The 21,744-nt window shown below is 71.0% G+C and carries 22 protein-coding genes; 13 read left to right on the top strand and 9 right to left on the bottom strand.

Features of this window, described 5'->3' with window-relative positions; translation table 11 throughout:
- Positions 1-9 precede the first annotated feature (9 nt).
- Positions 10-525, top strand: a complete 516-nt coding sequence (locus OU416_RS30410) for a COG4315 family predicted lipoprotein (RefSeq protein WP_270930488.1) — start codon at positions 10-12, stop codon at positions 523-525.
- Between the two features lie 117 nt (positions 526-642).
- On the opposite strand, the gene OU416_RS30405 is transcribed toward OU416_RS30410, so the two are convergent.
- Positions 643-1,851 carry an acetyl-CoA C-acetyltransferase gene (locus tag OU416_RS30405; protein ID WP_270930487.1) on the bottom strand — a complete coding sequence of 403 codons (1,209 nt, stop codon included), beginning with the start codon at positions 1,849-1,851 and terminating at the stop codon, positions 643-645.
- A 190-nt stretch (positions 1,852-2,041) separates the two neighbouring features.
- Here OU416_RS30405 and OU416_RS30400 point away from each other — a divergent pair, with 190 nt between their 5' ends.
- Both OU416_RS30400 and OU416_RS30395 read left to right on the top strand, forming a co-directional pair.
- On the top strand, positions 2,042-3,562 hold the full coding sequence (locus tag OU416_RS30400) for a 3-hydroxyacyl-CoA dehydrogenase (protein ID WP_270930486.1): 1,521 nt from the start codon (positions 2,042-2,044) through the stop codon (positions 3,560-3,562).
- Positions 3,563-3,665: 103 nt separating this feature from the next.
- Positions 3,666-4,826: an acyl-CoA dehydrogenase family protein gene (locus OU416_RS30395; protein WP_270930485.1), complete on the top strand. Its 1,161-nt coding sequence runs from the start codon at positions 3,666-3,668 to the stop codon at positions 4,824-4,826.
- A 7-nt stretch (positions 4,827-4,833) separates the two neighbouring features.
- On the opposite strand, the gene OU416_RS30390 is transcribed toward OU416_RS30395, so the two are convergent.
- On the bottom strand, positions 4,834-5,658 hold the full coding sequence (locus tag OU416_RS30390) for a helix-turn-helix domain-containing protein (RefSeq protein WP_270930484.1): 825 nt from the start codon (positions 5,656-5,658) through the stop codon (positions 4,834-4,836).
- Positions 5,659-5,851: 193 nt separating this feature from the next.
- On the opposite strand from OU416_RS30390, the gene OU416_RS30385 reads away from it, so the two are divergent.
- The 3 genes from OU416_RS30385 (at position 5,852) to OU416_RS30375 (ending at position 9,019) form a co-directional block, all read left to right on the top strand.
- Entirely contained in the window at positions 5,852-7,051 is a 1,200-nt protein-coding gene (locus OU416_RS30385) for a CynX/NimT family MFS transporter (protein ID WP_270930483.1), read from the top strand.
- 148 nt (positions 7,052-7,199) lie between these two features.
- Positions 7,200-8,219: a glycoside hydrolase family 5 protein gene (locus tag OU416_RS30380; RefSeq protein ID WP_270930482.1), complete on the top strand. Its 1,020-nt coding sequence runs from the start codon at positions 7,200-7,202 to the stop codon at positions 8,217-8,219.
- A 5-nt stretch (positions 8,220-8,224) separates the two neighbouring features.
- Entirely contained in the window at positions 8,225-9,019 is a 795-nt protein-coding gene (locus OU416_RS30375) for a heparin lyase I family protein (RefSeq protein WP_270930481.1), read from the top strand.
- On the opposite strand, the gene OU416_RS30370 is transcribed toward OU416_RS30375, so the two are convergent.
- Positions 8,971-9,777 (bottom strand): NAD-dependent epimerase/dehydratase family protein, encoded by an 807-nt coding sequence (locus OU416_RS30370; protein WP_270930480.1) that lies wholly within the window; start codon positions 9,775-9,777, stop codon positions 8,971-8,973. The two genes, OU416_RS30375 and OU416_RS30370, sit on opposite strands and share 49 nt — an antisense overlap.
- A gap of 318 nt (positions 9,778-10,095) precedes the next feature.
- The gene (locus tag OU416_RS30365; protein ID WP_270930479.1) at positions 10,096-10,560 is read right to left on the bottom strand and encodes a MarR family winged helix-turn-helix transcriptional regulator; all 465 of its coding nucleotides are present in this window, start codon (positions 10,558-10,560) and stop codon (positions 10,096-10,098) included.
- A 210-nt stretch (positions 10,561-10,770) separates the two neighbouring features.
- On the opposite strand from OU416_RS30365, the gene OU416_RS30360 reads away from it, so the two are divergent.
- Positions 10,771-11,193, top strand: a complete 423-nt coding sequence (locus OU416_RS30360) for a hypothetical protein (RefSeq protein ID WP_270930478.1) — start codon at positions 10,771-10,773, stop codon at positions 11,191-11,193.
- The gene (locus tag OU416_RS30355; RefSeq protein WP_270930477.1) at positions 11,190-11,504 is read left to right on the top strand and encodes a winged helix-turn-helix domain-containing protein; all 315 of its coding nucleotides are present in this window, start codon (positions 11,190-11,192) and stop codon (positions 11,502-11,504) included. Before OU416_RS30360 ends, OU416_RS30355 begins: the two co-directional genes overlap by 4 nt.
- A gap of 6 nt (positions 11,505-11,510) precedes the next feature.
- Here the strand turns inward: OU416_RS30355 and OU416_RS30350 are convergent, their stop codons facing one another.
- From OU416_RS30350 to OU416_RS30330, 5 genes are all read right to left on the bottom strand, one after another.
- Positions 11,511-12,389 (bottom strand): carbohydrate ABC transporter permease, encoded by an 879-nt coding sequence (locus OU416_RS30350; protein WP_270930476.1) that lies wholly within the window; start codon positions 12,387-12,389, stop codon positions 11,511-11,513.
- Between the two features lie 46 nt (positions 12,390-12,435).
- Positions 12,436-13,386 carry a carbohydrate ABC transporter permease gene (locus OU416_RS30345; RefSeq protein ID WP_270930475.1) on the bottom strand — a complete coding sequence of 317 codons (951 nt, stop codon included), beginning with the start codon at positions 13,384-13,386 and terminating at the stop codon, positions 12,436-12,438.
- Positions 13,383-14,216 (bottom strand): metallophosphoesterase, encoded by an 834-nt coding sequence (locus tag OU416_RS30340; protein WP_270930474.1) that lies wholly within the window; start codon positions 14,214-14,216, stop codon positions 13,383-13,385. The genes OU416_RS30345 and OU416_RS30340 overlap by 4 nt, the downstream gene beginning before the upstream one ends.
- Positions 14,217-14,259: 43 nt before the next feature.
- The gene (locus OU416_RS30335) at positions 14,260-15,645 is read right to left on the bottom strand and encodes an ABC transporter substrate-binding protein (RefSeq protein WP_270930473.1); all 1,386 of its coding nucleotides are present in this window, start codon (positions 15,643-15,645) and stop codon (positions 14,260-14,262) included.
- A 76-nt stretch (positions 15,646-15,721) separates the two neighbouring features.
- A complete protein-coding gene (locus OU416_RS30330) occupies positions 15,722-16,879 on the bottom strand; it encodes an ABC transporter ATP-binding protein (protein ID WP_270930472.1) in 1,158 nt (385 codons plus the stop codon).
- A gap of 486 nt (positions 16,880-17,365) precedes the next feature.
- Here OU416_RS30330 and OU416_RS30325 point away from each other — a divergent pair, with 486 nt between their 5' ends.
- The 5 genes from OU416_RS30325 (at position 17,366) to OU416_RS30305 (ending at position 21,480) form a co-directional block, all read left to right on the top strand.
- A complete protein-coding gene (locus OU416_RS30325) occupies positions 17,366-18,181 on the top strand; it encodes an MBL fold metallo-hydrolase (protein WP_270930471.1) in 816 nt (271 codons plus the stop codon).
- A gap of 229 nt (positions 18,182-18,410) precedes the next feature.
- Positions 18,411-19,325, top strand: coding sequence for a LysR family transcriptional regulator (locus tag OU416_RS30320; protein WP_270930470.1), 915 nt, complete (start codon positions 18,411-18,413; stop codon positions 19,323-19,325).
- 150 nt (positions 19,326-19,475) lie between these two features.
- Positions 19,476-20,000, top strand: coding sequence for a DUF4442 domain-containing protein (locus tag OU416_RS30315; protein ID WP_270930469.1), 525 nt, complete (start codon positions 19,476-19,478; stop codon positions 19,998-20,000).
- Positions 20,001-20,041: 41 nt separating this feature from the next.
- Entirely contained in the window at positions 20,042-20,551 is a 510-nt protein-coding gene (locus OU416_RS30310; RefSeq protein ID WP_270930468.1) for a PaaI family thioesterase, read from the top strand.
- A gap of 29 nt (positions 20,552-20,580) precedes the next feature.
- Positions 20,581-21,480, top strand: coding sequence for an alpha/beta hydrolase family protein (locus OU416_RS30305; protein WP_270930467.1), 900 nt, complete (start codon positions 20,581-20,583; stop codon positions 21,478-21,480).
- The last annotated feature ends 264 nt before the right edge of the window (positions 21,481-21,744 follow it).

Raw genomic sequence — 21,744 nt, 5'->3', positions numbered from 1 at the left:
GAGGCCGCGATGGTCCACCTCACCCGAGCCCGCACGGTCGCGCTGAGCGGCACCGGACTGCTGGCCCTGATCACCGCATGCGCGTCGCCCGGTCAAGAACCCGCAGGTGCCGGAGTCGGCACCCCGCCACCGCCGGTCACGGCACCACCCGTCACCGGCGGCGCCATCGTCCTCCGGACCCACCAGGTGCCCGGCCTCGGCCCGGTCCTCACCGGCCCGGACGGCCGAGCGGTCTACCTGTTCGACGAGGACGGCGACGCCGAACCCACCTGCCTCGAAGGCTGCGCGCGCGACTGGCCACCGCTGACCACCACGGATCCACCGGTGGCGGGCCCGGAGGTGAACCAGGAACTGCTCACCACGGTCCGCCGCCCGGACGGCGGCACCCAAGTCGTCTACAACGGACACCCGCTGTACTACTACATCGGCGACGACATCCCGGGCCAGGCCAACGGCAACGGCGTCCTCTCCAGCGGCGGCCACTGGTACGCCCTGTCCTCCGCAGGCGACAAGATCGACCGCTGAAGGGCACCTCCGCTCCGTACCCACCCGTGCGAGGAATGGAGGTGAAGGGCACCTTTCGCCAAGTGTGCTGGCGAAAGGTGCCCTTCACCTCTCACCCGTCCGTGCCCTTCACCGGTGTCAGATGCGTTCGAAGACGGCGGCGAGGCCTTGGCCGCCGCCGATGCACATGGTCTCCAGGCCGTAGCGGGCTTCCCTGCGGTGCATCTCCCGGGAGAGGGTCGCCAGGATGCGGGCGCCGGTGGCGCCGATCGGGTGGCCCAGGGAGATGCCGGAGCCGTTGACGTTGAGGCGGTCGAAGTCGGCGGGCTTGAACTCCCACTCCCGCGTGCAGGCCAGCACCTGCGCCGCGAACGCCTCGTTGAGCTCGATCAGGTCGACGTCGGCGAGGGTGATCCCGGCGCGCTGCAGGGCTTTCGCGGTCGCCGGGACCGGGCCGATGCCCATCGTGCGCGGCGGCACGCCCGCCCGCGCCCACGACACCAGCCGGACCAGCGGTCGCAGGCCCAGTTCCGCGGCGCGCTCCGGAGTGGTCACGATGCAGATCGCCGCCGCGTCGTTCTGGCCGCTGGCGTTGCCCGCGGTCACCGTCGCATCCGGATCCGCCTTGCCCAGCACCGGCTTCAGCGCGGCCAAGGAGTCCACAGTGGTCTCCGGACGCGGGTGCTCGTCGACCTCGACCGCGGTGTCGCCCTTGCGGGAGCGCACCGTCACCGGCACGATCTCGTCGGCGAAGAGACCGGCGCTCTGCGCGGCGGCGGCGCGCTGCTGCGAGCGCACCGCCAGCTCGTCCTGTTCGGCGCGGGGAATGGCGTACTCGCGGCGCAGGTTCTCGGCGGTCTCCAGCATCCCGCCGGGCACCGGGAAATTCGCACCACCCGCGGTGATCCGGCCGCGGGCCAGCGAGTCGTGCAGCTCCAAGCCGCTGCCTCGGATGCCCCACCGGGCCTCGGTGGTGTAGAACGGCGCGCTGCTCATGCTCTCCGCGCCACCGGCCAGCACCACGTCGCTGACGCCGGTCTGCACCTGCATCGCGGCGTCGAGGACCGCTTGCAGGCCGGAGCCGCAGCGGCGGTCCAGCTGGGTGCCGCCGACCTCGACGGGCAGACCGGCGTCCAGCGCCGCCACCCGGCCGATCGCCGGGGCGTCGGAGGTCGGGTAGCCCTGGCCGAGGATCACCTCGTCGACCGCCGCGCCGTCCAGGCCGGTGCGCGCCAGCAGCGCCCTGATCACCGTCGAGGCCAGGTCGACCGCCGGAACGGTCTTGAACACCCCGCCGAACCGGCCGATCGGGGTCCGCAGCGGTTCGCAGATCACCGCTTCGCGCATCGCTTGCTCCTTCGGTTACGCCCCGGCGGCCGTTCCGCCGCCGTTTTTCGTTCGTAGCACAGCGCCGTTGCGCTCCGGAACACGCGGCGATTATGTTCGATCGGATATCACTGACCGGGCAATTCAGTATTGGACGGTCTTGGCGTGTCGTGCGAAGGTGCGTCGAGGGCAACCTTTCGGGAGGTCGACCATGCAGTGGGCGGAGCAGGTCAACGCGGTGCGGGTGATCGGCACCGGGGTGATGGGGCGCGGCATCGCGCAGATCGCCGCGGCGGCCGGCCTGACCGTGGAGCTCGCCGACGCGCGGACCGAAGCGGTGCGCACCGCGGTCGAGGAGATCGGCCGGATGTTCGACAAGCTGGCGGGCAAGGGCAGGATGACCGCCGAGCAGGCGGCGGCCGCGCGCGACCGGCTGCGCCCGGTGGACAGCCCGCTGGCGCCCACCGAGTGCGACCTGGTCGTGGAGGCGGTCCGCGAGGACCTGACCACCAAGCGCGAGCTGTTCGCCGAGCTGGAGAAGATCTGCCCGGCGCGCACCGTGTTCGCCACCAACACCAGCTCGCTGCAGGTCACCTCCATCGCCACCGCGCTGGCCGATCCGAGCAGGCTCGCCGGGCTGCACTTCTTCAACCCGGTGCCGCTGATGCGCCTGGTGGAGGTCATCCCCGGCGCCCGGACCGCCGAGTGGATCCCCGACGCGCTGCTGGCGCTGGTGCGGCGCCTGGGCCACACCCCGGTGCGCGCCACCGACACGCCCGGCTTCCTGGTCAACCACGCCGGCCGCGGGCTGGTCACCGAAGCGCTGCAGATCCTGTCCGAAGGCGTGGCGAGCACCTCGGACGTGGACCGGATCTGCCGCGACGTGCTGGGCCTGCGGATGGGCCCGTTCGAGCTGATGGACCTGACCGGGCTGGACGTCACCCACCCGGCGATGGAGAGCATCTGGACCGGCTACTACGGCGACCCGAGGCTGCGCCCGTCGCCGATCACGCGCACCCGTCTGGAAGCCGGGCTGCTCGGCCGCAAGACGGGGGAGGGCTTCTACCGCTACGCCGACGGCGTCAAGCAGGAGGCCCCCGAGCCGCAGGCGCCGGAGGCGGTGGCGCGCCCGGTCTGGTCGGACAGCGCGGACCTGCTCGACGTGCTGGCCGCCGCGGGCGTCGAGGTGGAGCGCGCGCCGGAGCCCTCCGCCGAGGCGGTCGTGCTGGTGACCCCGCACGGCCACAGCGCGGCCACCGCCGCGCGATCCGCCGATCTGCCGGTGGCGCGGGTGTGCGGAGTCGACCCGCTGAGCACCGAGGCCCGCTGGACGCTGTCCGTGCACCCGGCCTGCGACGTGGAGTTCGCGCGATCGGCCTGGGCCGCGCTGGCCGCGACCGGCCGCGCCGTGACCGTGGTGCGCGACAGCCCTGGCATGGTCGCGCAGCGGATCCTCGCCGCCATCGTCAACACCAGCTGCTTCATCGCCGAGCAGCGCCTGGCCGACCCGGCCGACATCGACACCGCGGTGCGGATCGCCCTGGGCTACCCGCGCGGTCCCCTGGAGTGGGGCCAGCAGGTCGGGCCGCGCCGGGTGCTGTCGGTCCTGCGCGCGCTGCACTCGGCCACCGGCGACCCGCGCTACCGGCCCAGCCGCTGGCTGGTCGAGCGCGCCGAGCTCGGCCTGGAGCTCACCGGAACCGGCACCACACCGCAGGACCTGCTCACCTGACGAGCCGGGGCGGGGGCCGTGAGCGCTTCGGGGTGCCGGAGCGCCCCGAAACGCTCACGGAGGCCACCTGCGGGCAGCAACACCGAGAACCAAGAGGAACACCGTGGACTTCGAACTCACCGACACCCAGATCGCGTTCAAGGAGATGGCGGCGCAGTTCGTCGACGCCGAGATCGTGCCGCACGTGCGGGAGTGGGACCGCCGCGAGGAGGTCGACCTGGCGATCGTGCGCAAGCTCGGCGAACTCGGCTTCCTCGGCCTGACGCTGCCCGAGGAGCACGGCGGCGTCGAGGCCGACATGATCAGCTACGCGCTGGTGATCGAGGAGCTCGGGCGCGGCGACTCCTCCGTGCGCGGCATCGTGTCGGTGTCGCTGGGACTGGTCGCCAAGTCCATCGCCGGCCACGGCACCGAGGAGCAGAAGCAGCGCTGGCTGCCGCAGCTGGCCGGGGGTGAGGCACTCGGGTGCTTCGCGCTGACCGAACCCGACGCGGGCTCCGACCCGGGCTCGCTGACCACCCGCGCGCGCCGCGACGGCGAGGACTGGGTGATCACCGGGCAGAAGATGTTCATCACCAACGGGACCTGGGCGAAGGTGGCCCTGCTGTTCGCGCGCACCAGCGACGACGGCGGCCGGGGAATCACCGCCTTCCTGGTGCCCACCGACTCGCCCGGGTTCACCGCCAACACCGTGCACGGCAAGCTCGGCCTGCGCGGCCAGGCCACCGCGGAGCTGGTTCTCGACGAGGTCCGGGTGCCGGATTCGGCGCGGCTCGGCGAGGTCGGCAAGGGGCTGGGCATCGCGCTGGGCGCGCTGACCAAGGGCCGGATCTCGGTCGCGGCGGGCGCGGTCGGGGTGGCGCAGGCGGCGCTGAGCGCGGCGACCCGCTACGCGGGCGAGCGGATCCAGTTCGGCAAGCCGATCGCCTCCCGCCAGCTGGTGCAGGAGCTGCTGGCGGATTCCGCGGTGGAGGTCGAGGCGGCGCGGCTGCTGACGCTGCGCGCGGCGGCGCTGGCCGAGCGCGGGGTGTCCCGCGAGCAGCTGACCACCGCGTCGTCGATGGCGAAGCTGCACGCGAGCGAGACCGCGGTCCGCGTCGCCAACAACGCGCTGCAGGTCTTCGGCGGGTACGGCTTCATCGACGAGTACCCGGTCGGCAAGTACCTCCGCGATGCCCGGGTGCTGACCCTCTACGAGGGCACCAGCCAGGTGCAGAAGCTGATCATCGGCAGGTCGCTGACCGGAGTCGACGCCCTGACCTGAGCGCGCGTCAGGAGATGGACCGGAGCGGGCGGCGCAGGCGGTCCACGGCCTGCGCGGTCGGTTCGTCGGCCGGGTGGAACACGACGAGTTGCTGGGCGTCGGCGGGGAGTTCGAGGGTTTCCCGGAGCAACCGGAGCCGGTGCCCGGCCGGGTGGTCGAGCCGCAGCGTCGCGCGGTTCGGCACCACGTGGCGCTTCAGCCGCCGGGTGAAGTCGGGACCGGCGATGGGGGAGAGCTCCGCGGTGAGCCACTCGGAGGTCTCGACGGACGGCGCCAACCACAGGTCGAAGGCCTGCTCGTCGGCGACGACCTCCCAGTCGGCGAAGAACGTCCGGGCGCGCGGATCGGTGAAGACGTACCGCGTGAGGTTGGGCCGGTCGGCGTCGAGCAGCCCGGTGCCGCTGGTGATCGCCTCGAATCCGCTGGTGCGGGCGAGGACGTCGCCGAGACGGTTGGTCACGATGGCGATGCCGGGTTCGAGGAGCTGGAGCGTCCGCAGCACCGGCGCGCGCACGTGCCGGGGCGGTGGTGCGGGTCGCAGGTCGGCCGGGCACGTGCTGCCGGTGAGCTTCGCGAGGTAGCGCAAGTGGTTTCGCTCCGAGAGGGCCAATCCGAGCGCGTCCGCGAGCGCGTCGACCACCGCCGCCGACGGATTGCGGTCCCGGCCCTGCTCGATGCGGGTCAGGTACTCGACGCTGATCCCGGCGCGCGCGGCGAGGTCCTGGCGGCGCAGACCTGGTGCCCGGCGGTTGCCACGGGCCGGAAGCCCCAGGGCTTCCGGCTGGGTGCTGTCGCGCTTGGCCCGGATGAAGTCCCCCAACGGCGTGCCCATGCTCGTGAGCATATGGCCGTTCCCGCTGATCTCGCAGAGCCCGGGGTGGCCCTGCTGGGGCCATCCAGAGCACGGTCTGGTCGTCGCGGCGGCGGGGCCGCACCCTGGTGGGCGCCGAGAACGGTCGCGATCCAATGTGGACCGATCGGTTCTCCTCGTTGCCGGAGTGCTGTCCACGGTGGTGGTTGTCGAGATGAGCGCGTTGGTGGAGCCCGGACGGCCGCGGGCCGGTCGGGTGCTGCTGGTGTGGGGATTGCTGGTGGTGGCCGCGAACCTCCGCCCGGCGCTGACCGGTGTCGGGCCGGTCCTGGACCGCGTGCAGGACGATCTGGGCCTGGCCCCGGCAGCGGCCGGGCTGGTGAGCACGTTGCCGTTGCTGGCGTTCGCGGCGGTGTCGCCGGTGGTGCCGCGCCTGGCTGCGCGCTGGGGCCCGGAGCGGTTGCTCGGGATCGCGCTCGGGGTGCTGGCGCTGGGCATCGCGGTCAGGTGGTTCCCGGCCGCGGGCCCGCTGTTCGCGGGCACCGCGCTGATCGGGGCCGGGATCGCGGTGGGCAACGTGCTGCTGCCGAGCCTGATCAAGCGCGACTTCCCGGCGTCAGTGGGTCTGCTCACCAGCGCGTACGCCACCGTGATGGGCGGTGTCGCCGCCGTGGCCTCCGGGATCGCGGTGCCGATCGGCCAGGTCGCGCCGGGCGGGTGGTCCACCGCGCTGGGGTGCTGGATCGTGCTCGCCGTGGCGGCGATCGCGTTGTGGCTCCCGCAGTGGCGGAATCCGCGTGCCTCGGCGGAAGTCCGCAGGCCCCGGTTGCCGTGGCGGTCGGCGCTGGCGTGGGCGGTCACGGCGTTCATGGGCTTGCAGTCGCTGGGTTTCTACGTCGCCGTGACGTGGTTGCCGCAGGTGTTCCAGGACAGCGGGAGGAGCGCGGCCGCGGCGGGGTGGATGCTGTTCCTGTTCCAGGCGGTCGCGGTGCTGACGAGCCTCGCCGTGCCCGCCGTGCTGCGCGGAGCGCGTGATCAGCGCGCGGTGTCGGTGGTGTGCTCGCTGGTCGTGCTGGTCGGCTACCTCGGCCTGCTCGCCGTGCCGGGGTGGGCGGTGCTGTGGAGCGTGCTGCTCGGGCTGGGTGGCGGAGCTTGTCTCGTGCTGGCCCTGGCGTTCCTCGGCCTGCGCGCGCCGGATGCCGCTGCGGCAGGTGCGTTGTCGGCGATGGCGCAGTCGATCGGCTACCTGCTGGCGGCGGTGGGGCCGGTCCTGTTCGGGCTGCTGCGCACCGCGGGCTCGGGCTGGCAGGCGCCGCTCGTGCTGATGTGCGGCGCCGCGGCCGGGCAGGCGGTCGTCGCGGCGGTGGCCGGTCGCGGCACGGTGCCTCACCCGGACGGACGAGTGTCGGCCTGACCAGCGGGGATTCTTCCGCCTCCGGTTGGCAAGTCCCCTGTTGGGGGGTATTGACGGTTTTTCTCCGCGGTCGCTATCGTGGCCCGCAATTGGGAACTTAGTTTCCGATTTCCCGCCGCCAGAATCGCCTTCGACCGAGGAGACGCCGATGAGGTGGCAGAACTGTGTCCGCGCGGCGGCAGTAGCCGCGACCCTGCTCATGACCGGTACCGCGGCCCAAGCCGCCGCACCGGGGACGACGATCCCGGCTGAGCTCGATCCCGTTGCGCAGAACGGGGTTCTGTCGGTGTGCGGCATGACGCTGTGCAACGACAGCGGAGCGCCCGTGCAGCTGCGCGGGATGAGCACGCACGGCCTGCAGTGGTACAGCCAGTGCGTCAACGACCAGTCGCTGGACGCACTGGCCCAGGACTGGCAGGCCGACGTCCTGCGGATCTCCATGTACATCCAGGAAGGCGGCTACGAGGACGACCCGGCGAAGTTCACCGAGATGGTGAACAACTACGTCGAGGAGGCCACCGAGCGCGGCATGTACGCGATCATCGACTGGCACATGCTCGACCCGGGCGACCCGAACTACAACCTGGAGCGGGCCAAGACGTTCTTCACCGAGGTGGCCCAGCGCCACAAGGACAAGACGAACGTGCTCTACGAGATCGCCAACGAGCCCAGCGGCGTCGAGTGGGGCGAGATCAAGAGCTACGCCGAGGAGCTGATCCCGGTGATCCGGGAGCAGGACCCGGACTCGGTGGTGCTGGTGGGCACCCGCGCCTGGTCGTCGCTGGGGGTGTCCGAGGGCGCCGACGAGAAGGAGATCGTCGACAACCCGGTCAACGCCGACAACATCATGTACACCTTCCACTTCTACGCGGCCTCGCACGGCGAGGAGTACCTGAACACGCTCTCCCGCGCCGCCGACCAGCTGCCCATGTTCGTCACCGAGTTCGGCACCCAGGAGGCCACCGGTGACGGCGGCGACGACTTCGACATGGCGCAGCGCTACATCGACCTGATGGCCGAGAAGAACATCAGCTGGACCAACTGGAACTTCTCCGACGACGCCCGCTCCGGAGCGGTGTTCAAGGAGGGCACCTGCGACGCCGGCCCGTACCCCGGCACCGACCAGCTCAAGCCGGCCGGTGTGTGGGTGCGCGAACGGGTCGGGTGATCGCGGTGCGGCGGCTGCTGTGCGCGGGGATCGCGATCGCTGCTGCGGTGCTCCTGCCGGGCTCGGCGATCTCGGTTCCGGCGACTTCGTGGGAAGCCGAGACCTCGCGCGGCACCTCGGTCTTCGAAGGTGTGGAGGAGAAGCCGGGCAGCATCGACGTCGTCGACGACCCGCTCGGCGAGCACGGTTCGGTGTACCGGCTGCACACCTCCGGTGAGCAGCAGGGCTCCGAGCGGGTCCGGGTGGAGACGCGCGGGCACCGCACGCCGGACGGCGACCGGCTGCGGTTCACCGAGGGCGACACCTACTACATCGGCTGGCGGTCGATGTGGGATCCGCTGCCCACGGCCGAGGGCGAGTGGGTGGCGCTGTGGCAGCTCAAGGACTACGGATCCGGCGCGGCGACCCCGCCGCTGTCGCTGCGCGCCCGCGGTGACGTGCTGGACCTGGAGTACGCCGACCCGGACATGAAGACCACGCGGCTGTGGGAGATCCCGCTGCCCCGGGGGAGCTGGAACAGCTTCGTCGTCGGCGTGCACGTCTCCAGCGATCCGGGCGAGGGCTGGGTCCGCTTCTGGTACAACGGCGAGGAGCAGCTCCTCAATGGACAGCAGCAGGCGCCGGCGGCCACCTTGCGCGCGGACTTCGTGACCGACAAGTGGGGTGTGTACCGGTCCGACGGGGTCCGCGGCGAGGCGACCGCCTACCTGGCCGACGCGAAGGTGGGCACCGGCTACGCCGATGTCGCTCCTCAGTCGGGCTCGCCCAGCGGGAGGGTGGTGAACGAAGCGCCGAGGTAGTCCCGTTCGGCGCCGGGCCGGTTCGGCACCACCTCCGCGGCGTGCTCCTCGGCGTCGTCGCGGGGGTGGTAGCCGATCTGCTCGGCACCGTTGGGCGAGAACAGCCGCCGGGTGTTGCGGGAAACTCCCCACACCACCCGGAATCCGGGGGAGGGAGTGGTCAGGCAGGCCTCGAACAGCCGCCCGGCGTCGTCCGGGGACAGCCAGATCGACAGGTCCCGCTCGTCGTTGGGCCGCGCCGTGCAGGCCCCGATGCGCAAGCAGATCACGTCCATGCCGAACCGGGAGTGGTAGAGGCTGCCCAGCGCCTCCATCGCGGCCTTGCTGAACCCGTAGTAGGTGTCCGGGCAGGGTGGTGCGTCGTCGGGGAAGCCCGCCTCGCCCGCACCGGCGACGGGCAGGAAACCGGTGGCGTGGTTGCTCGACGCGAGGATCACCCGCGGCACACCGGCTTTGCGCGCCGCTTCCAGCAGGTTCCGGGTTCCGTCCACATTGGTCGAGAGGATCTCCTCCCAGGTGTGTTCCCTGCTGCGCCCGGCGAGGTGGATGACGGCGTCGACGCCGTCGCAGGCCTGCTGGACCGCTTCGGGGTCGGTGATCGCCGCGGTGCGCAGTTCGACGCGTTCGCCGGGTCCGGCGGCGGCGGGCGGCTGGATGTCGAGCAGGCGCAGGACGCGGTCCGGCCGGGCCAGGCGGGTGCGCAGCATCGCGCCGACCAGCCCTGCGGCGCCGGTGACCAGGATTCGTTGCGGCGGCATTGGTTCTTCCGTGGGATGCACACCGCACACGGTAGACGGGGGAGCGGCCGGGTGGGGGTTCGCTCCCGCCGCCAGACCTGAGCGAACCCCCGGTCGGTGGACGCGGATGCCGCGTCACGCCCCGGCCTTCGAATCTGAAAGTAGGTCAGTATGTGAATGGTGTCAAGTATGTGACTGACATTCGAAGATGTGAATTCTGGTGAATGCCCGGCAAAACCGGGACTGAACAAATCCACAGTGGACGATGGGTCGAGGCCTGCTCCGGACGGCGAACCGCCCCGGAGGAAGAGCTCCTCCGGGGCGGTTCGTGGCGGGGCGTCAGCTGTTGGCTTGGCGGAGCGTGCGCATCGCTTCGGCGAGGGCGGCCGAGTCGGCTTCGCCCAGCGGCGCCAGCACGTGCTTGCGCAGCACCTCGGCGGCGGTCTTGCGGGAGCGCCGGGCGATGTCCAGGCCGTGCTCGGTGAGCACCGCGTAGGTGACGCGGCGGTCGGTCTCGCACGGCTCGCGGCGGATCAGGCCGGCCTTGGCCATCCGGTCGGCGACCTTGGTGAAGCCGCCGCTGCTGAGCGCGGCCTCGTGCGCGAGCTTGGTCATCGGCATCCGGTGCTCGGGAGAGCGCACCAGGCGCAGCAGGATGTCGAAGGAGGCCGGGGCGAGCCCGAACTCCTCGGCGATCGCGGCGGTCAGCTTGCCCTGGGTGACGTGGTAGCCCTCGATGACCAGACCCCACCAGGTGATGATCTCGTCGTCGTCGGTGCGCGGGTCTGGGCGGGTGCTGCTCACTGCTGCTCCTCGGGGGACGGGTGTTGCTGCAGACAGTCTACTCCTGAAACCTTCGAACGGAAGTCTCTTGCTCGAAAGAATAGCGACGAATGTCATCTTTCTTTCAAGAGATTTATCATCAGCGTGCCCCGCATCCGCCTCGTGTGCTTTAGTGGGTGGCAACCGCTTTAGATGTCCTAAAGTAACCACCTGGACATGGGAGGGCAGGTCATGGCCAACGAAGCCACCGCTGCTGAGAGCCTCGCGAAGGCCGAGGAGTTACGCGCCCGCACCGCCGGTGCCGGGTGGTGGTTCAGCTGGTACCTGGTGGCGCTCGGCGTCGTATCCGCCGCGGAGCTCACCCTCATCGAGACCGTGTTCGCGGAAGGGTTCGCCCGTTCCCTGGTCATCGGCGCGTGGTCGGTGTGCCTGATGCTCGGTTCCTGGTGGGCCGCGCAGCGCACGGTCGTGCCCATCAAGGCGACCGCCTGCACGATGGTGGCGTTCGTGGCGTGGTTCGGCGCCTACCTGGTCATGGTGGGCCCGCTGGTGCGGTGGCAGTTCGGCACCGAGGTGCTGCCGTGGGCGATCGCCGCGCTCGGCCTGTCGATCCCGTTCTTCGTCGCGGCGGTGGTGGTCAGGATGCTCCGATGAGCCACCCGCGGCGCGAGCTCGACCCGGTCATCCACTCCCCGGTGCGCTTCTCCGTGGTGGCGGCGCTCAGCGGCGTGGAGCAGGCGGAGTTCCGGTTCATCCGGGACGCCGTCGAGGTCAGCGACTCGACTCTCTCGCAACACGTGGCCGCGCTGGAGCAGGCCGGCTACGTCAAGGTCACCAAGGCCCGGATCGGCCGCCGCGCGAGCACCTGGCTGGCCCTCACCGGCACCGGCCGCCAGGCCTTCACCCACCACCTGGCGACCCTCAACCGCATCGCCGCCGAACCACCCCGGCCGCCGGAGGGGTGAACGGCGCTACTTGAGGCCGGAGCGGACGAAGGCGTTGACCACCTGGCGCTGGAGGACCAGGTAGATCGCGAAGACCGGCAGGCAGGCCAGGCCCGCCGTCGCCATCAGCGGGCCCCAGTCGTTGCCCTCGGTTCCCATGAAGCTGCGGATTCCCAGCTGGACCATCGCGTTCGTGCGCTGCAGGACCAGCGCCGGCCAGAAGTACTCGTTCCAGGCCTGGACGAACAGCAGGATGCCCAGCGCGGCCAGGGCCGGGCGCAGGTTGGGCACCACCACGGTCCACAGCGTCGCCCAGGAGGAGCGGCCGTCCATCTTGGCCGCGTCCAGGAGTTCCTTGGGGAAGCTGCGCAGGTGCTGGCGGAGCATCAGGACGCTCAGCGCGGAGCACAGCGACGGGACGATCACGCCCGCGATCGTGTTGAGCACGCCGAGCTGGAACAGCAGCACGTAGTTGGGCAGCATCGCCACCTGGAACGGGACCAGCCAGGTGCCCACGAACAGCAGGTACAGGAACTGCTTGGCGCGGAACTCCCACACCGCGAACGCGTAGGCCGCGAACAACCCCGTGAGCAGCTGGCCGAGCGCCGTCACCAGCGCCACCGCGAAGGTGTTCCACAGCATGCGGCCGATGGGGATCTTGTGCCACGCGTCGGTGTAGTTCTCCACCGACATCGGCCACGGCAGCGGCGACAGCGAGAGCACGTCGCCGGGGGCGCGCAGGGACGTCGCGTACATCCAGTAGATGGGCAGCACGCACAGGACGCCCATCGCGCCGAGGAGCACGTTGCCGAGGATCGCCCGCGACCGGCTCCGGGATCCGACCGGGACGTCGGGCTGCCCGTGCTCCGGGCCCTCCTCGACGCCCGCCGTCGTCTCGGATTCCATTGTGGACATCGTCATGAGGTCGTTCGCCTACTCTCGCCCGCGGCGGTCAGTCGTCGTGGAAGCTGATGCGGTCGGCCAGCCACACCAGGAACAGGGCGACGACGCCGAAGACCGCGAAGAAGATCACGCCCGCCGCCGCGCCGAGACCGGCCTGGTGGCTGTGGAAGCCGTAGTCCCACAGCAGGTAGTAGATGTGCGTGGTGGCCGCCGCCGGTCCGCCCTGGGTGAGGGTGTCGATCAGCGGGAACGTCCACTGCGCGCCGAGCAGCACGGTCATCAGGACCAGGAACACCAGGGTCGGCGACAGCAGCGGCAGGGTGATCCAGCGGGTGACCTGCCAGCGCGAGGCGCCGTCGAGCTGGGCCGCCGCGGCGTAGTCGTCGTTGATGCCCGCCAGGCCAGCCGAGACCAGCAGCACGGCGAAGCCGAGCAGGTGCCAGCCGGTGATGCCGATGATCGAGACCATCGCGGGCGCGCTCTCGTTGAGCCAGTTGACCTCCGTGCCCAGCAGCCGGTTCACCGCGCCGGAGCGGGGATCGAGCAGCCACTGCCACACCGCCGCGCTGGCCACCGGCGCGACCAGCATCGGGGCGAAGATCAGCGCCCGGTGCAGCTCCCGGAGGCGACCGCCGACCTGGCGGGTCAGCAGCGCGACGACCACCGGGATCACCACCGTGAACGGCAGCAGCCCGGCGATGACCAGGACGGTGTTCCACACCGCGTTGCCCAGTTCGGGCGCGCCGAGCAGCTGCTCGTAGTTGGCGGTGCCCACCGGGACCATCGGCGAGGTGGGCAGCAGGTTCCAGGAGAAGAAGGACAGCTGCGCGGTCTGCAGCAGCGGCCGGTAGGTCCAGATGATCAGCAGCACGAGCCCCGGCGCCAGGTAGAGGTAGGGCGGTGCGGCGCGCAGGAGTCGCTTCAGCGGTGCTGGTCGTTGCGCGGCCGGTGGTGCGGTGACCGGTGCGGGGGCGGGGATTTCGACGAACACGGCGTTCATTCCGATTCGGGGAGGGGGAATTCGGCGAAGTTGCTGCGGATCCGGCTCAGCGCGGCGGATTCGGCGAGGTCGTAGACCGGCGGCGGGGTCTCGATCCGGACCGCCGTGGCGGTGACGGTCCGGCCGAACACGTCGATGCGGCTCAGCCCGCTGCCGGGCACGCCGCGGAGGCGGCCCGTCGCCAGCGGGTCGATCTGGTTGGCGCACGCCGGCGACACCCAGACCGGGACGCCCGCCAGCGCGCCGCACCCGGTGGCGTGGTTGTGCCCGCAGAGGATGATCCGGACGTCGGTTCCGGCGATGACCTCGCCCAGGCGTTCCGCGTCGTGCAGCCGCAGCAGGTGCACCGGCGGCACGGCCGACGGCAGCGGCGGGTGGTGCAGCGCCAGGATCGTGCCGTGCAGCGCGGGTTGCGCCAGCTCGGCGCGGAGCCAGTCGAGCTGCGCCGGTTCCAGGCGGCCGTCGTGGCGGTGGGGCGTGGTGGTGTCGAGCACGATGATGCGCAGCCCGCCGACCCAGTGCACCGCGTCGTGCGGTTCGGTGGTGCCCTCGGTCGAGAGGAGCTCGCGGCGGAAGGCGGCGCGCTCGTCGTGGTTGCCCATCAGGTAGATCAGGCGGGCACCGAGCCGCTCGGCGGCGGGTTCGACGAGATCGCGCAGCCTGCGGTACGCGGCGGGCGACCCGTCGTCGGTCAGGTCGCCGGTGAGCAGCAGCGCGGACGCGGTGACCCCGGAGGCCGCCACGGTGCTGAGGGCGGCCTCCAGGTTGGCGAAGGTGTCCACCGCGCCGTGCTGGAGCTCCCCGGCGGGGAGGACGTGCGCATCGCTCAACTGGATGAGGGTGTGGTCCGGAACTCCAGCGGTCGTCACCGGATCAGCCCTTCGGCAGCAGGCCCGACGCCCGCTCCTGCGCCTCGCGCAGCGTCGCCTCCGGATCAGCGCCCTGGTAGACGCTCTTCTCCACGGCCGCCATCATGCCGTCGCGGATCTGCTGGTAGTTGACGCCGGGCATCGACACCCACGGTTCCAGCCGGGCGAGCTGCTCGATGTTGGGCTGGACCAGCGGGTTCTGCTCGGCCCACGGCTTCAGGCCCGCGGGGTCGCCGAGCAGGCCGGTGCGCAGCGGCAGGTAGCCGATCTTGGTGGCGATCAGCTGGTAGGCCTCCGGGCTGGTCAGGAACTTGATCAGCTCCCAGGACGCGCGCTGCTTGGCCGGGTCCTCGGACAGCACGAACAACGCCGCGCCGGAGTTGGTCGGCACCGTGGCCTTGCCGTCGAAACCGGGCATGGGCGCGGCGCGCAGGTCCCACTTGCCCCGCGCGGCCTTCTCGAAGTTGCCCTGCAGGGAGCTGGATTCGAGGATCATGCCCATCTCGCCGCGGCCGAAGCCCTCGTAGGCCTGCCGCTGGCCGAGCACCGGCGTCGCGCCGGAGCGCACCATCTGCTGCGCCGCCTCGACGACCTCGACGGAGGCCGGGTCGGCGAAGGTCAGCGACTTGCGGTCCGCGGAGAGCACGCGGCCGCCGTTGGACCGCACCATGGACTGGAAGCACCAGTCCTTGGTGGCCTCGGTCAGGCAGTCGGAGTAGGCGCCGTCCTTGCCGGTGGCGGCCTTGATGGCCAGACCCGCCCGCTCGACCTCGGCCCAGGTCGCGGGCGGCTTCGCCGGGTCGAGCCCGGCCTGCTGGAACAGCGTGGCGTTGTAGTACAGCACCGGCGTGGAGAAGACGAACGGCACGCCGTAGGTCTTGCCCTCCCAGTCGCCGAGCGTCCGCGCGGACCGGTCGTAGGCGTGGCCGGGCCCGTCGAAGTTGGCCTGCACGGCTTCGCGCCCCACCAGGTCGTCCAGCGGCTTGGCGCGGAGCTGGTTGACGGTGAAGTCGAGCTCGCTGAAGCCGAGCTGCGCCACGTCCGGTGGGTTGCCGGTCAGCAGCTGGTTCTGCACGCTGGAGACGGTGTCCGACACCGGGTTCGGGCTGTTGCCCTGCGGCTTCTGCGCGGTCACCGTGATGTTCGGGTGCTGCTGCTGGAACTCGTCGATCAGCTCGTTGAAGGTGTCCGTCCACGCCCCGGCCTGGCCGAAGTTGTAGCTCTCGAACACGATCGAGACCTGCTGGTCGGGCCGCAGCTCGGGGGCCCGCTCGACGGGTGCGGTGGTGGCGGGATCGGTGCTGCCCATCCCGCCGATTCCGCAGGCGGAGGTGGTCAGCGCCAGCGCGGCGGCGGCCGCCAAGCCGCGGAGGGCGCGCGTTGTTCTCATCGGGTTCTCCTCGTGTGCGGGAAGTTCGGCAGGCCGCATCCGGCCGAGCGGTCGTCTGGGGAGTGCTGGGGCCGCTTCACACCGCGGGGACGTCGAGCTCGCGGTTCACGGTGATCACCTCCGGTTCCGGATCGCGCCAGACCAGCCGGCGGCCGGAAGCCGGGTCGAAGAGGTGGACGTGGTGCGGGCTCGTGGTGAAGGTGACGTTCTCGCCCGCGCGCAGGCCCAGCGGGCGCGGTCCGCGGGCGACGAGCCGGGCACCGCCCACCGAGCACAGGGCGATCTCCTCGTTGCCGAGGTTCTCGATCGCATCGACCGCACCGCGGAATCGCGGGCCCTCGGGCACTCGCTCGCCTGCGATCGTCAGGTGTTCGGGCCGGACGCCGAGCACGACATCGCGGGACGGGGGCTCGTCGGCCGGGTGCTCCAGCGGGACGTCGATGTCGCGGGCCGTGACGTGCACCCGGCCGTCGCGGCTCTCCAGCCGGGCGTCGAGCAGGTTCATCGGGGGCGATCCCATGAACCCGGCGACGAACACCGATGCCGGGGTGTCGTAGACCTCCGACGGCGTCCCGGCCTGCTCCAGGCGCCCCTTGTCGAGCACCGCGATCCGGGTGGCCATCGTCATCGCCTCCACCTGGTCGTGCGTGACGTAGAGGAAGGTCGACCCGAGCTGCCGGTGCAGCGCGGTGAGCTCGGTGCGGGTGGCGGTGCGCAGCTTCGCGTCCAGGTTGGACAGCGGCTCGTCCATCAGGAAGGCGCCCGGATCGCGCACCAGGGCGCGGCCCAGCGCCACCCGCTGCCGCTGGCCGCCGGAGAGCTCCTTGGGGCGGCGCTTGAGCAGCTCTTCGAGCCCGAGCACCGAGGCGACCTCGGTGACCTTGCGGTCGATGGCCGCGCGGGACCAGCCCCGGGTGCGCAGCGGGAAGCCCAGGTTCCGCGCGACGGGCAGGTGCGGGTAGAGCGCGTAGCTCTGGAACACCATCGCCAGGTCGCGGTCCTTCGGCGGGACGTGCGTGATGTCGCGGTCGTCCAGCAGGAGGCGCCCGGCGCTCGGCGGGAGGAGCCCGGCGATCATCCGCAGCAGCGTCGACTTCCCGCACCCGCTCGGTCCCAGCAGCACCACGAACTCGCCGTGGCTGATGTCGAGCGAGACCGAGTCCACCGCGGCGGTGCTGCCGCGCCGGGCATTTCCGAACCTCTTGGTCAGTCCCTCAAGTCGGATTCGGCTCACTGGTGGTCCTATTCCTCCGGTGGTGGATCGGGGTGCGGCACATCGCCGTGCCGTTTTGGGAAGCCCCGGTGGTGTCGCGAATGTCGCCGTCCCGCGCGGTTCGCCGCCGACGGGAAGGGCGACGGGGCAATTGGAGCATGGCCGGGTGGCTTTCCGGTGAACGCCCGGAAAGCCGTGAATTTCCCCGGGCTTCCCGGTGGCCGGTGTCGTTGTCGCTGGCCAGGGGCGATTGGCGGGAGTGCACGACCGATTCGGAACTGCCGCGGTGGTGCGGGATCGGCGTGGGCGAGCATGCGATTGGCGATTCCAATCGCCTGAGACGAGAATCGTTCTTGACACCTCTCCTGGTGGAGTCGGCTATCGGCCGATAGTGGAAATCAATTCGGTAAACCGGGGGAGGTGCTTGTCGCTCCTGGGGGTTTGCGGAAAAATCCGCTAAATCGCCGTTGCGCGGCAACGGGCCGGGATTCTCAGGAGGAAAACAGGATGTGGCTCACCGTGCTGGGTTGCCGGGCGGGAATGCCTGCCGATGGTCAGGCGAGTTCGGGTTATCTGCTGGAGACCGGGACCAGCCGCCTGCTGCTGGACTGCGGGCCTGGCATCGCCACCGCGCTCAGCTCGGTCGTCCGGCCCGCGGGCCTGGACGCCATCGTGATCAGCCACTTCCACTCCGATCACTGCTACGACCTGCTGCCCATCGGCAAGGCGCTGCTCAGCGACTTCGCGCACGAGCCGGGCGCCTGCGTCGAGCGGCTGGCGGAATCCGGTTTCGCCCCCGTCCAGCTGTTCGTGCCGCGCGGATCGGGTGATCTCCTCGCGCGCTGGGCCGGGCTGTTCCCGGTGCGGACCTTCCCGATGCTGGACAAGGCCTTCGAGCTCGCCTTCGACGTGCACGAGTACGCGCCGGGCGAGGTGCACTCCGTCGGGGACGCCGAGCTGACGATGCACGAGATGCGGCACGCGATTCCGACCTGCGGCGTCCGCGTCGAATCCCCGACGGGGACCTTCGCCTACACCGGGGACACCGGGATGACCCCCGCGCTCTACGACCTGGCCGCCGACGTGGACGTGCTGCTCGCCGAGGCGACGCTGGCGGAGCCGGAGACCGGCGACCACGGGCACCTGTCCGGCGCGGACACCGGTGTGGTGGCGGCGAAGGCCGGGGTCGGGCGGCTGGTGCTGACCCACTTCGCCTCGGCCGACGAGGACGACCTGGAGGGCCTGCGCTCCGGCGCGGCGGAGTCCTTCGACGGACCGATCCAGCTCGCCGAGCCCGGCGCGCGCATCGGCGTCGGCGGGTAGGGCGCGCGGGTCGGCGCCGAGGGGCGCGGGCTTCTCGGCGTCAGGCCTGGCCGGGCGCACCTTGAGGGCTGTGTGTCGAACGTCACAGCATCTTGCACGCTGCGGTTTCGGCTTCCCGGAGCGGCCATGATCGACCACTGGCGGCCAGCGGTTCACCAGGTGTTCCCCGGAGCTGGATACCGTCCCGCGGTGCAGGAAGCTGTCCGACACCGCGGCCCCGGGGGGCAACGTGGAATTCAGGCACCTCGAATCCTTTCTAGCGATCGCCGAAGAACTTCACTTCGGGCGGGCGGCGGCCAGGCTGCACCTCGCCCAGCCCTCGCTGAGCCAGCAACTGCAACGACTGGAGCGCAGCGTGGGCACCGAACTGGTCGCCCGCACGTCGCACGAAGTGCGGCTGACCCCGGCGGGCAAGGTCTTCCGGGAGCAGGCCCGCGCGATCGTGGCGCAGGCGCACAAGGCCGCGCAGACGGCGCGTGAAGCGGCGGCCGGGCGCTCCGGGACCATCAACGTCGGCTACAACTTCGCCGCCGGGCAGCACGTCCTGCCCGCCGTGCTGTCGAAGATGTACGCCGAGCACCCGAACGTGGGCGTCATGCTGCACGAGATGCGCACCGGCCCCCAGCTGCAGGCGCTGCGGGCGGGTGAGGTGGACGTCGCCATGGTCTACGGGCGCGCGGTCGGCGCCGAGTTCGAGTGCCGTCCGCTGTCGCGGTTCCCGCTCGTCGCGGTGGTCGGGCCGAACCACAAGTGGGCCGACCGGCCGGGCGCGTCGTTCAGCGAGCTCGCGCACGAGCCCTGCATCCTCTTCCGGCGGGACCAGTGCCCGGCGATGTACGACGCGATCCACGGTGCGGCCTCCAGCAGCGACATCACGCTGAACGTCGAGTACGAGATCGACGACCCGGGCGCGGTGGCGATCGTGGCATCGGTCAAGCCGGTCATCGGCTTCGCCTCCGCGGTGCGCGGCAGGCAGATCGGTGGGAGCGTGCGGACGGTGCCGGTGCGGCTCTACGACCCGGTGCCGACGATCGACCTCTACGTGGTGTGGAAGCGCGGGCGGGCGAATCCGCTGATCGAGCTGTTCCTGGACTGCGTCGAATCGCGGGCCGCGGTGCCCGGTGAGGAGCCGGTGCAGGTGTAGCTGCCGCGGCCGCAGCGGTGGCATCCGGCAATAGGCCGGAACAATCGCCCGATGCCGGTCCGCGGACGCTGTTGACGATTTCCGGTGCACCGCAGAAGTATTCGCCCTGACGACGTTCGGATATTCACGCGCACCCGGAGGACGGCACACGTGGGGCAGCAGTTGAAACAGGACGTGTTCGAGGGATTCGCGCCCTACGCGGGCTCGCCGGACGGCACCGGCCCGGACTACCGGAAGATGTGCGAGCACGCGAACACGATGGTGCCGTTCAGCAATCACGTGGGCACCCGCATGGTCGAGATCGGCCCGGAGCGGGGCGTGGTCGAGATCCCGGCGGACGAGCGGATGAACAACCACATGGGCAGCGTGCACGCGGGCGCGCAGTTCCTCGCGGCCGAACTGGCCGGGGCGATGGCCTTCGGCGGGGCCTTCGCCCCGGTGATCACGCGGGTGAAGCTGTTCATCCTGCGCGACAGCACCTCGAAGTTCCTCAAGCCCGGGTTCGGCCGCCTCCGCGCGATCGCGACCCTGGATCCGAGAACCGTCGCGGACGTGCTGGCGGGCCGCGTCTCCGGGAAGTTCGACCTGGACGGCAAGGCGTGGCTGCACGACGACGATGACGTCGCCGTGGCGAAGTTCTCCCTCGACTACGTCGTCGACATCCCGGCGGCCTGAGCACCGGGCGAAACGTTCACCACACCGTAGGGATGGTTGTCATGGCACAGGAATCGGCAAGCCTGTTCGGGCCGCTGGCGCAGTACGGCACCGGCACTCCGGACTACGAGAAGCTGCGCGAGATCACCGACCGGATGGTGCCCTTCAGCGTGCACGTCGGCGTCGGCATCACCGAGCTCGGGCCGGAGCGCGCCGTCGTCGAGATCCCCGCCCGGGAGGAGATGAACAACCACATGGGCAGCGTGCACGCGGGCGCGCTGTTCCTGGCCGCCGACATCGCCAGCGCCTCGGCGTTCGTGGGCAGGATGGCGCCGCGGCTGGCCGGTGTGACCCGGTTCGTCGTCCGCGATTCCCGCAGCACCTTCCTCAAGCCGGCGATCGGCCGCATCCGCGCCGTCGCCACCGTGGACGAGCGCGTGGCCGCCGGCGTGCTCAGCCGCAACGACACCGAGAAGTTCGACATCGACACCAAGGCGCTGTGCTACGACGACAACGACGTCCTCGTCGCGAGGTTCTCCTTCGACTGCGTCTGCAACATCACCGCGGACTGACGTTTCCGGCACCGCACCAAGGAGTTCTCATGTCCGACCCCGCACGGCAGGCGCCTTCCACGGGCTTCCAGGCGCTCGAAGCCATCGAGGTGGCGCCCGAGGACGGCGTCCGGTTCGTGGTCCGCGTCCGGGCGCAGGAGGATCCCGGCGCCCCGGTCGTCCTGGTCCTGCCCGCCATGGCGATGAAGGCGAAGTTCTACTACCCGCTGGTGAAGGCGCTGCACGCGCAGGGCCTGTCGGTGGCCACGACCGATCTGCGCGCGCAGGGGGAGAGCACGCCGCCGCTGGAGGAGAGCCCGAACTTCGGGTACCGCGAGATCGTGGAGACCGATCTGCCCGCGATCGTCGGGGCCGTCGCCGAGCGCTTCCCCGGGGCGCCGCTGTACCTCTTCGGCCACAGCCTGGGCGGGCAGACCGCGCTGCTGTACGCCGCTGCGAACCCCGAGCACGTCACCGGCTTGTGCCTGTTCGCCGCGGGAAGCGTCTACTGGCGGGCGTTCCCGGCCGAGCGGCGGCTGGGCGTCCTGCTCAACGGGCGCGTCATCGGGCTGGTGTCCAAGCTGCGCGGTCGCTGGCCGGGCGGCATGTTCGTGCCCGCCCCGGTGGCCGGGCGCGTGATGACGGACTGGTGCCACCAGAACCTGACCGGCCGGTACCGGCTGGGCGGTTCGAAGCGGGACTACGCCCCGCTGCTCCGGCAGCTCTCCGCTCCGGTGCTGGCGATCTCCCTGGAGCACGACGAGCTCGGCCCGCGGTCGAACGTCGACTTCCTGCGCACCCGGATCCCCGGCGCGAAGGTGACCCGGTGGCACTGGGACGAGACCTCCGGCGTGGTCGACAACCTGGACCACTTCGCCTGGATCAAGGACAGCGGCGCGGTGGCGGACAACATCGGCCGGTGGATCAGGAGCGAGGCCGCCCGCCGCTAGCACCGGAGCCGATCGAGGCGCACCGCGCGAACCGTCGCGCGGTGCGCCTCGTGCTTTCCGGCCGGACCGCAATAGGACATGCCAACCGCGCGTTAGGGAGAGCGTGATTGCCCTGGCACCGCAGGGAAACGACAATAGGATCACGATCGGCACGATGGTGTGTCCCAGCAGGGAAGAGTCGCCGCGTGACGACGGCCTGAGCTCCGTGCGCGTCCGCACGTCCACCGCGCACCCGCACGTCGAGCGGCGATCCCGGCAGCCGGA

Source organism: Saccharopolyspora indica (assembly GCF_027853965.1).
GTDB lineage: Bacteria > Actinomycetota > Actinomycetes > Mycobacteriales > Pseudonocardiaceae > Saccharopolyspora > Saccharopolyspora indica.
Note: the sequence above shows the minus strand (reverse complement) of the source record. Positions and strands in the feature narration are given on the sequence as shown.

What these genes read in the sequence shown, in the direction of transcription:
- OU416_RS30305 (WP_270930467.1), top strand. Translation starts at nt 20,581, where the DNA reads ATGTCCGACCCCGCACGGCAGGCGCCTTCCACGGGCTTCCAGGCGCTC.
- OU416_RS30405 (WP_270930487.1), bottom strand. Translation starts at nt 1,851, where the DNA reads ATGCGCGAAGCGGTGATCTGCGAACCGCTGCGGACCCCGATCGGCCGG.
- OU416_RS30380 (WP_270930482.1), top strand. Translation starts at nt 7,200, where the DNA reads ATGAGGTGGCAGAACTGTGTCCGCGCGGCGGCAGTAGCCGCGACCCTG.
- OU416_RS30390 (WP_270930484.1), bottom strand. Translation starts at nt 5,658, where the DNA reads ATGGGCACGCCGTTGGGGGACTTCATCCGGGCCAAGCGCGACAGCACC.
- OU416_RS30310 (WP_270930468.1), top strand. Translation starts at nt 20,042, where the DNA reads ATGGCACAGGAATCGGCAAGCCTGTTCGGGCCGCTGGCGCAGTACGGC.
- OU416_RS30410 (WP_270930488.1), top strand. Translation starts at nt 10, where the DNA reads ATGGTCCACCTCACCCGAGCCCGCACGGTCGCGCTGAGCGGCACCGGA.
- OU416_RS30360 (WP_270930478.1), top strand. Translation starts at nt 10,771, where the DNA reads ATGGCCAACGAAGCCACCGCTGCTGAGAGCCTCGCGAAGGCCGAGGAG.
- OU416_RS30355 (WP_270930477.1), top strand. Translation starts at nt 11,190, where the DNA reads ATGAGCCACCCGCGGCGCGAGCTCGACCCGGTCATCCACTCCCCGGTG.
- OU416_RS30370 (WP_270930480.1), bottom strand. Translation starts at nt 9,777, where the DNA reads ATGCCGCCGCAACGAATCCTGGTCACCGGCGCCGCAGGGCTGGTCGGC.
- OU416_RS30385 (WP_270930483.1), top strand. Translation starts at nt 5,852, where the DNA reads ATGAGCGCGTTGGTGGAGCCCGGACGGCCGCGGGCCGGTCGGGTGCTG.
- OU416_RS30400 (WP_270930486.1), top strand. Translation starts at nt 2,042, where the DNA reads ATGCAGTGGGCGGAGCAGGTCAACGCGGTGCGGGTGATCGGCACCGGG.
- OU416_RS30345 (WP_270930475.1), bottom strand. Translation starts at nt 13,386, where the DNA reads ATGAACGCCGTGTTCGTCGAAATCCCCGCCCCCGCACCGGTCACCGCA.
- OU416_RS30350 (WP_270930476.1), bottom strand. Translation starts at nt 12,389, where the DNA reads ATGGAATCCGAGACGACGGCGGGCGTCGAGGAGGGCCCGGAGCACGGG.
- OU416_RS30325 (WP_270930471.1), top strand. Translation starts at nt 17,366, where the DNA reads ATGTGGCTCACCGTGCTGGGTTGCCGGGCGGGAATGCCTGCCGATGGT.
- OU416_RS30335 (WP_270930473.1), bottom strand. Translation starts at nt 15,645, where the DNA reads ATGAGAACAACGCGCGCCCTCCGCGGCTTGGCGGCCGCCGCCGCGCTG.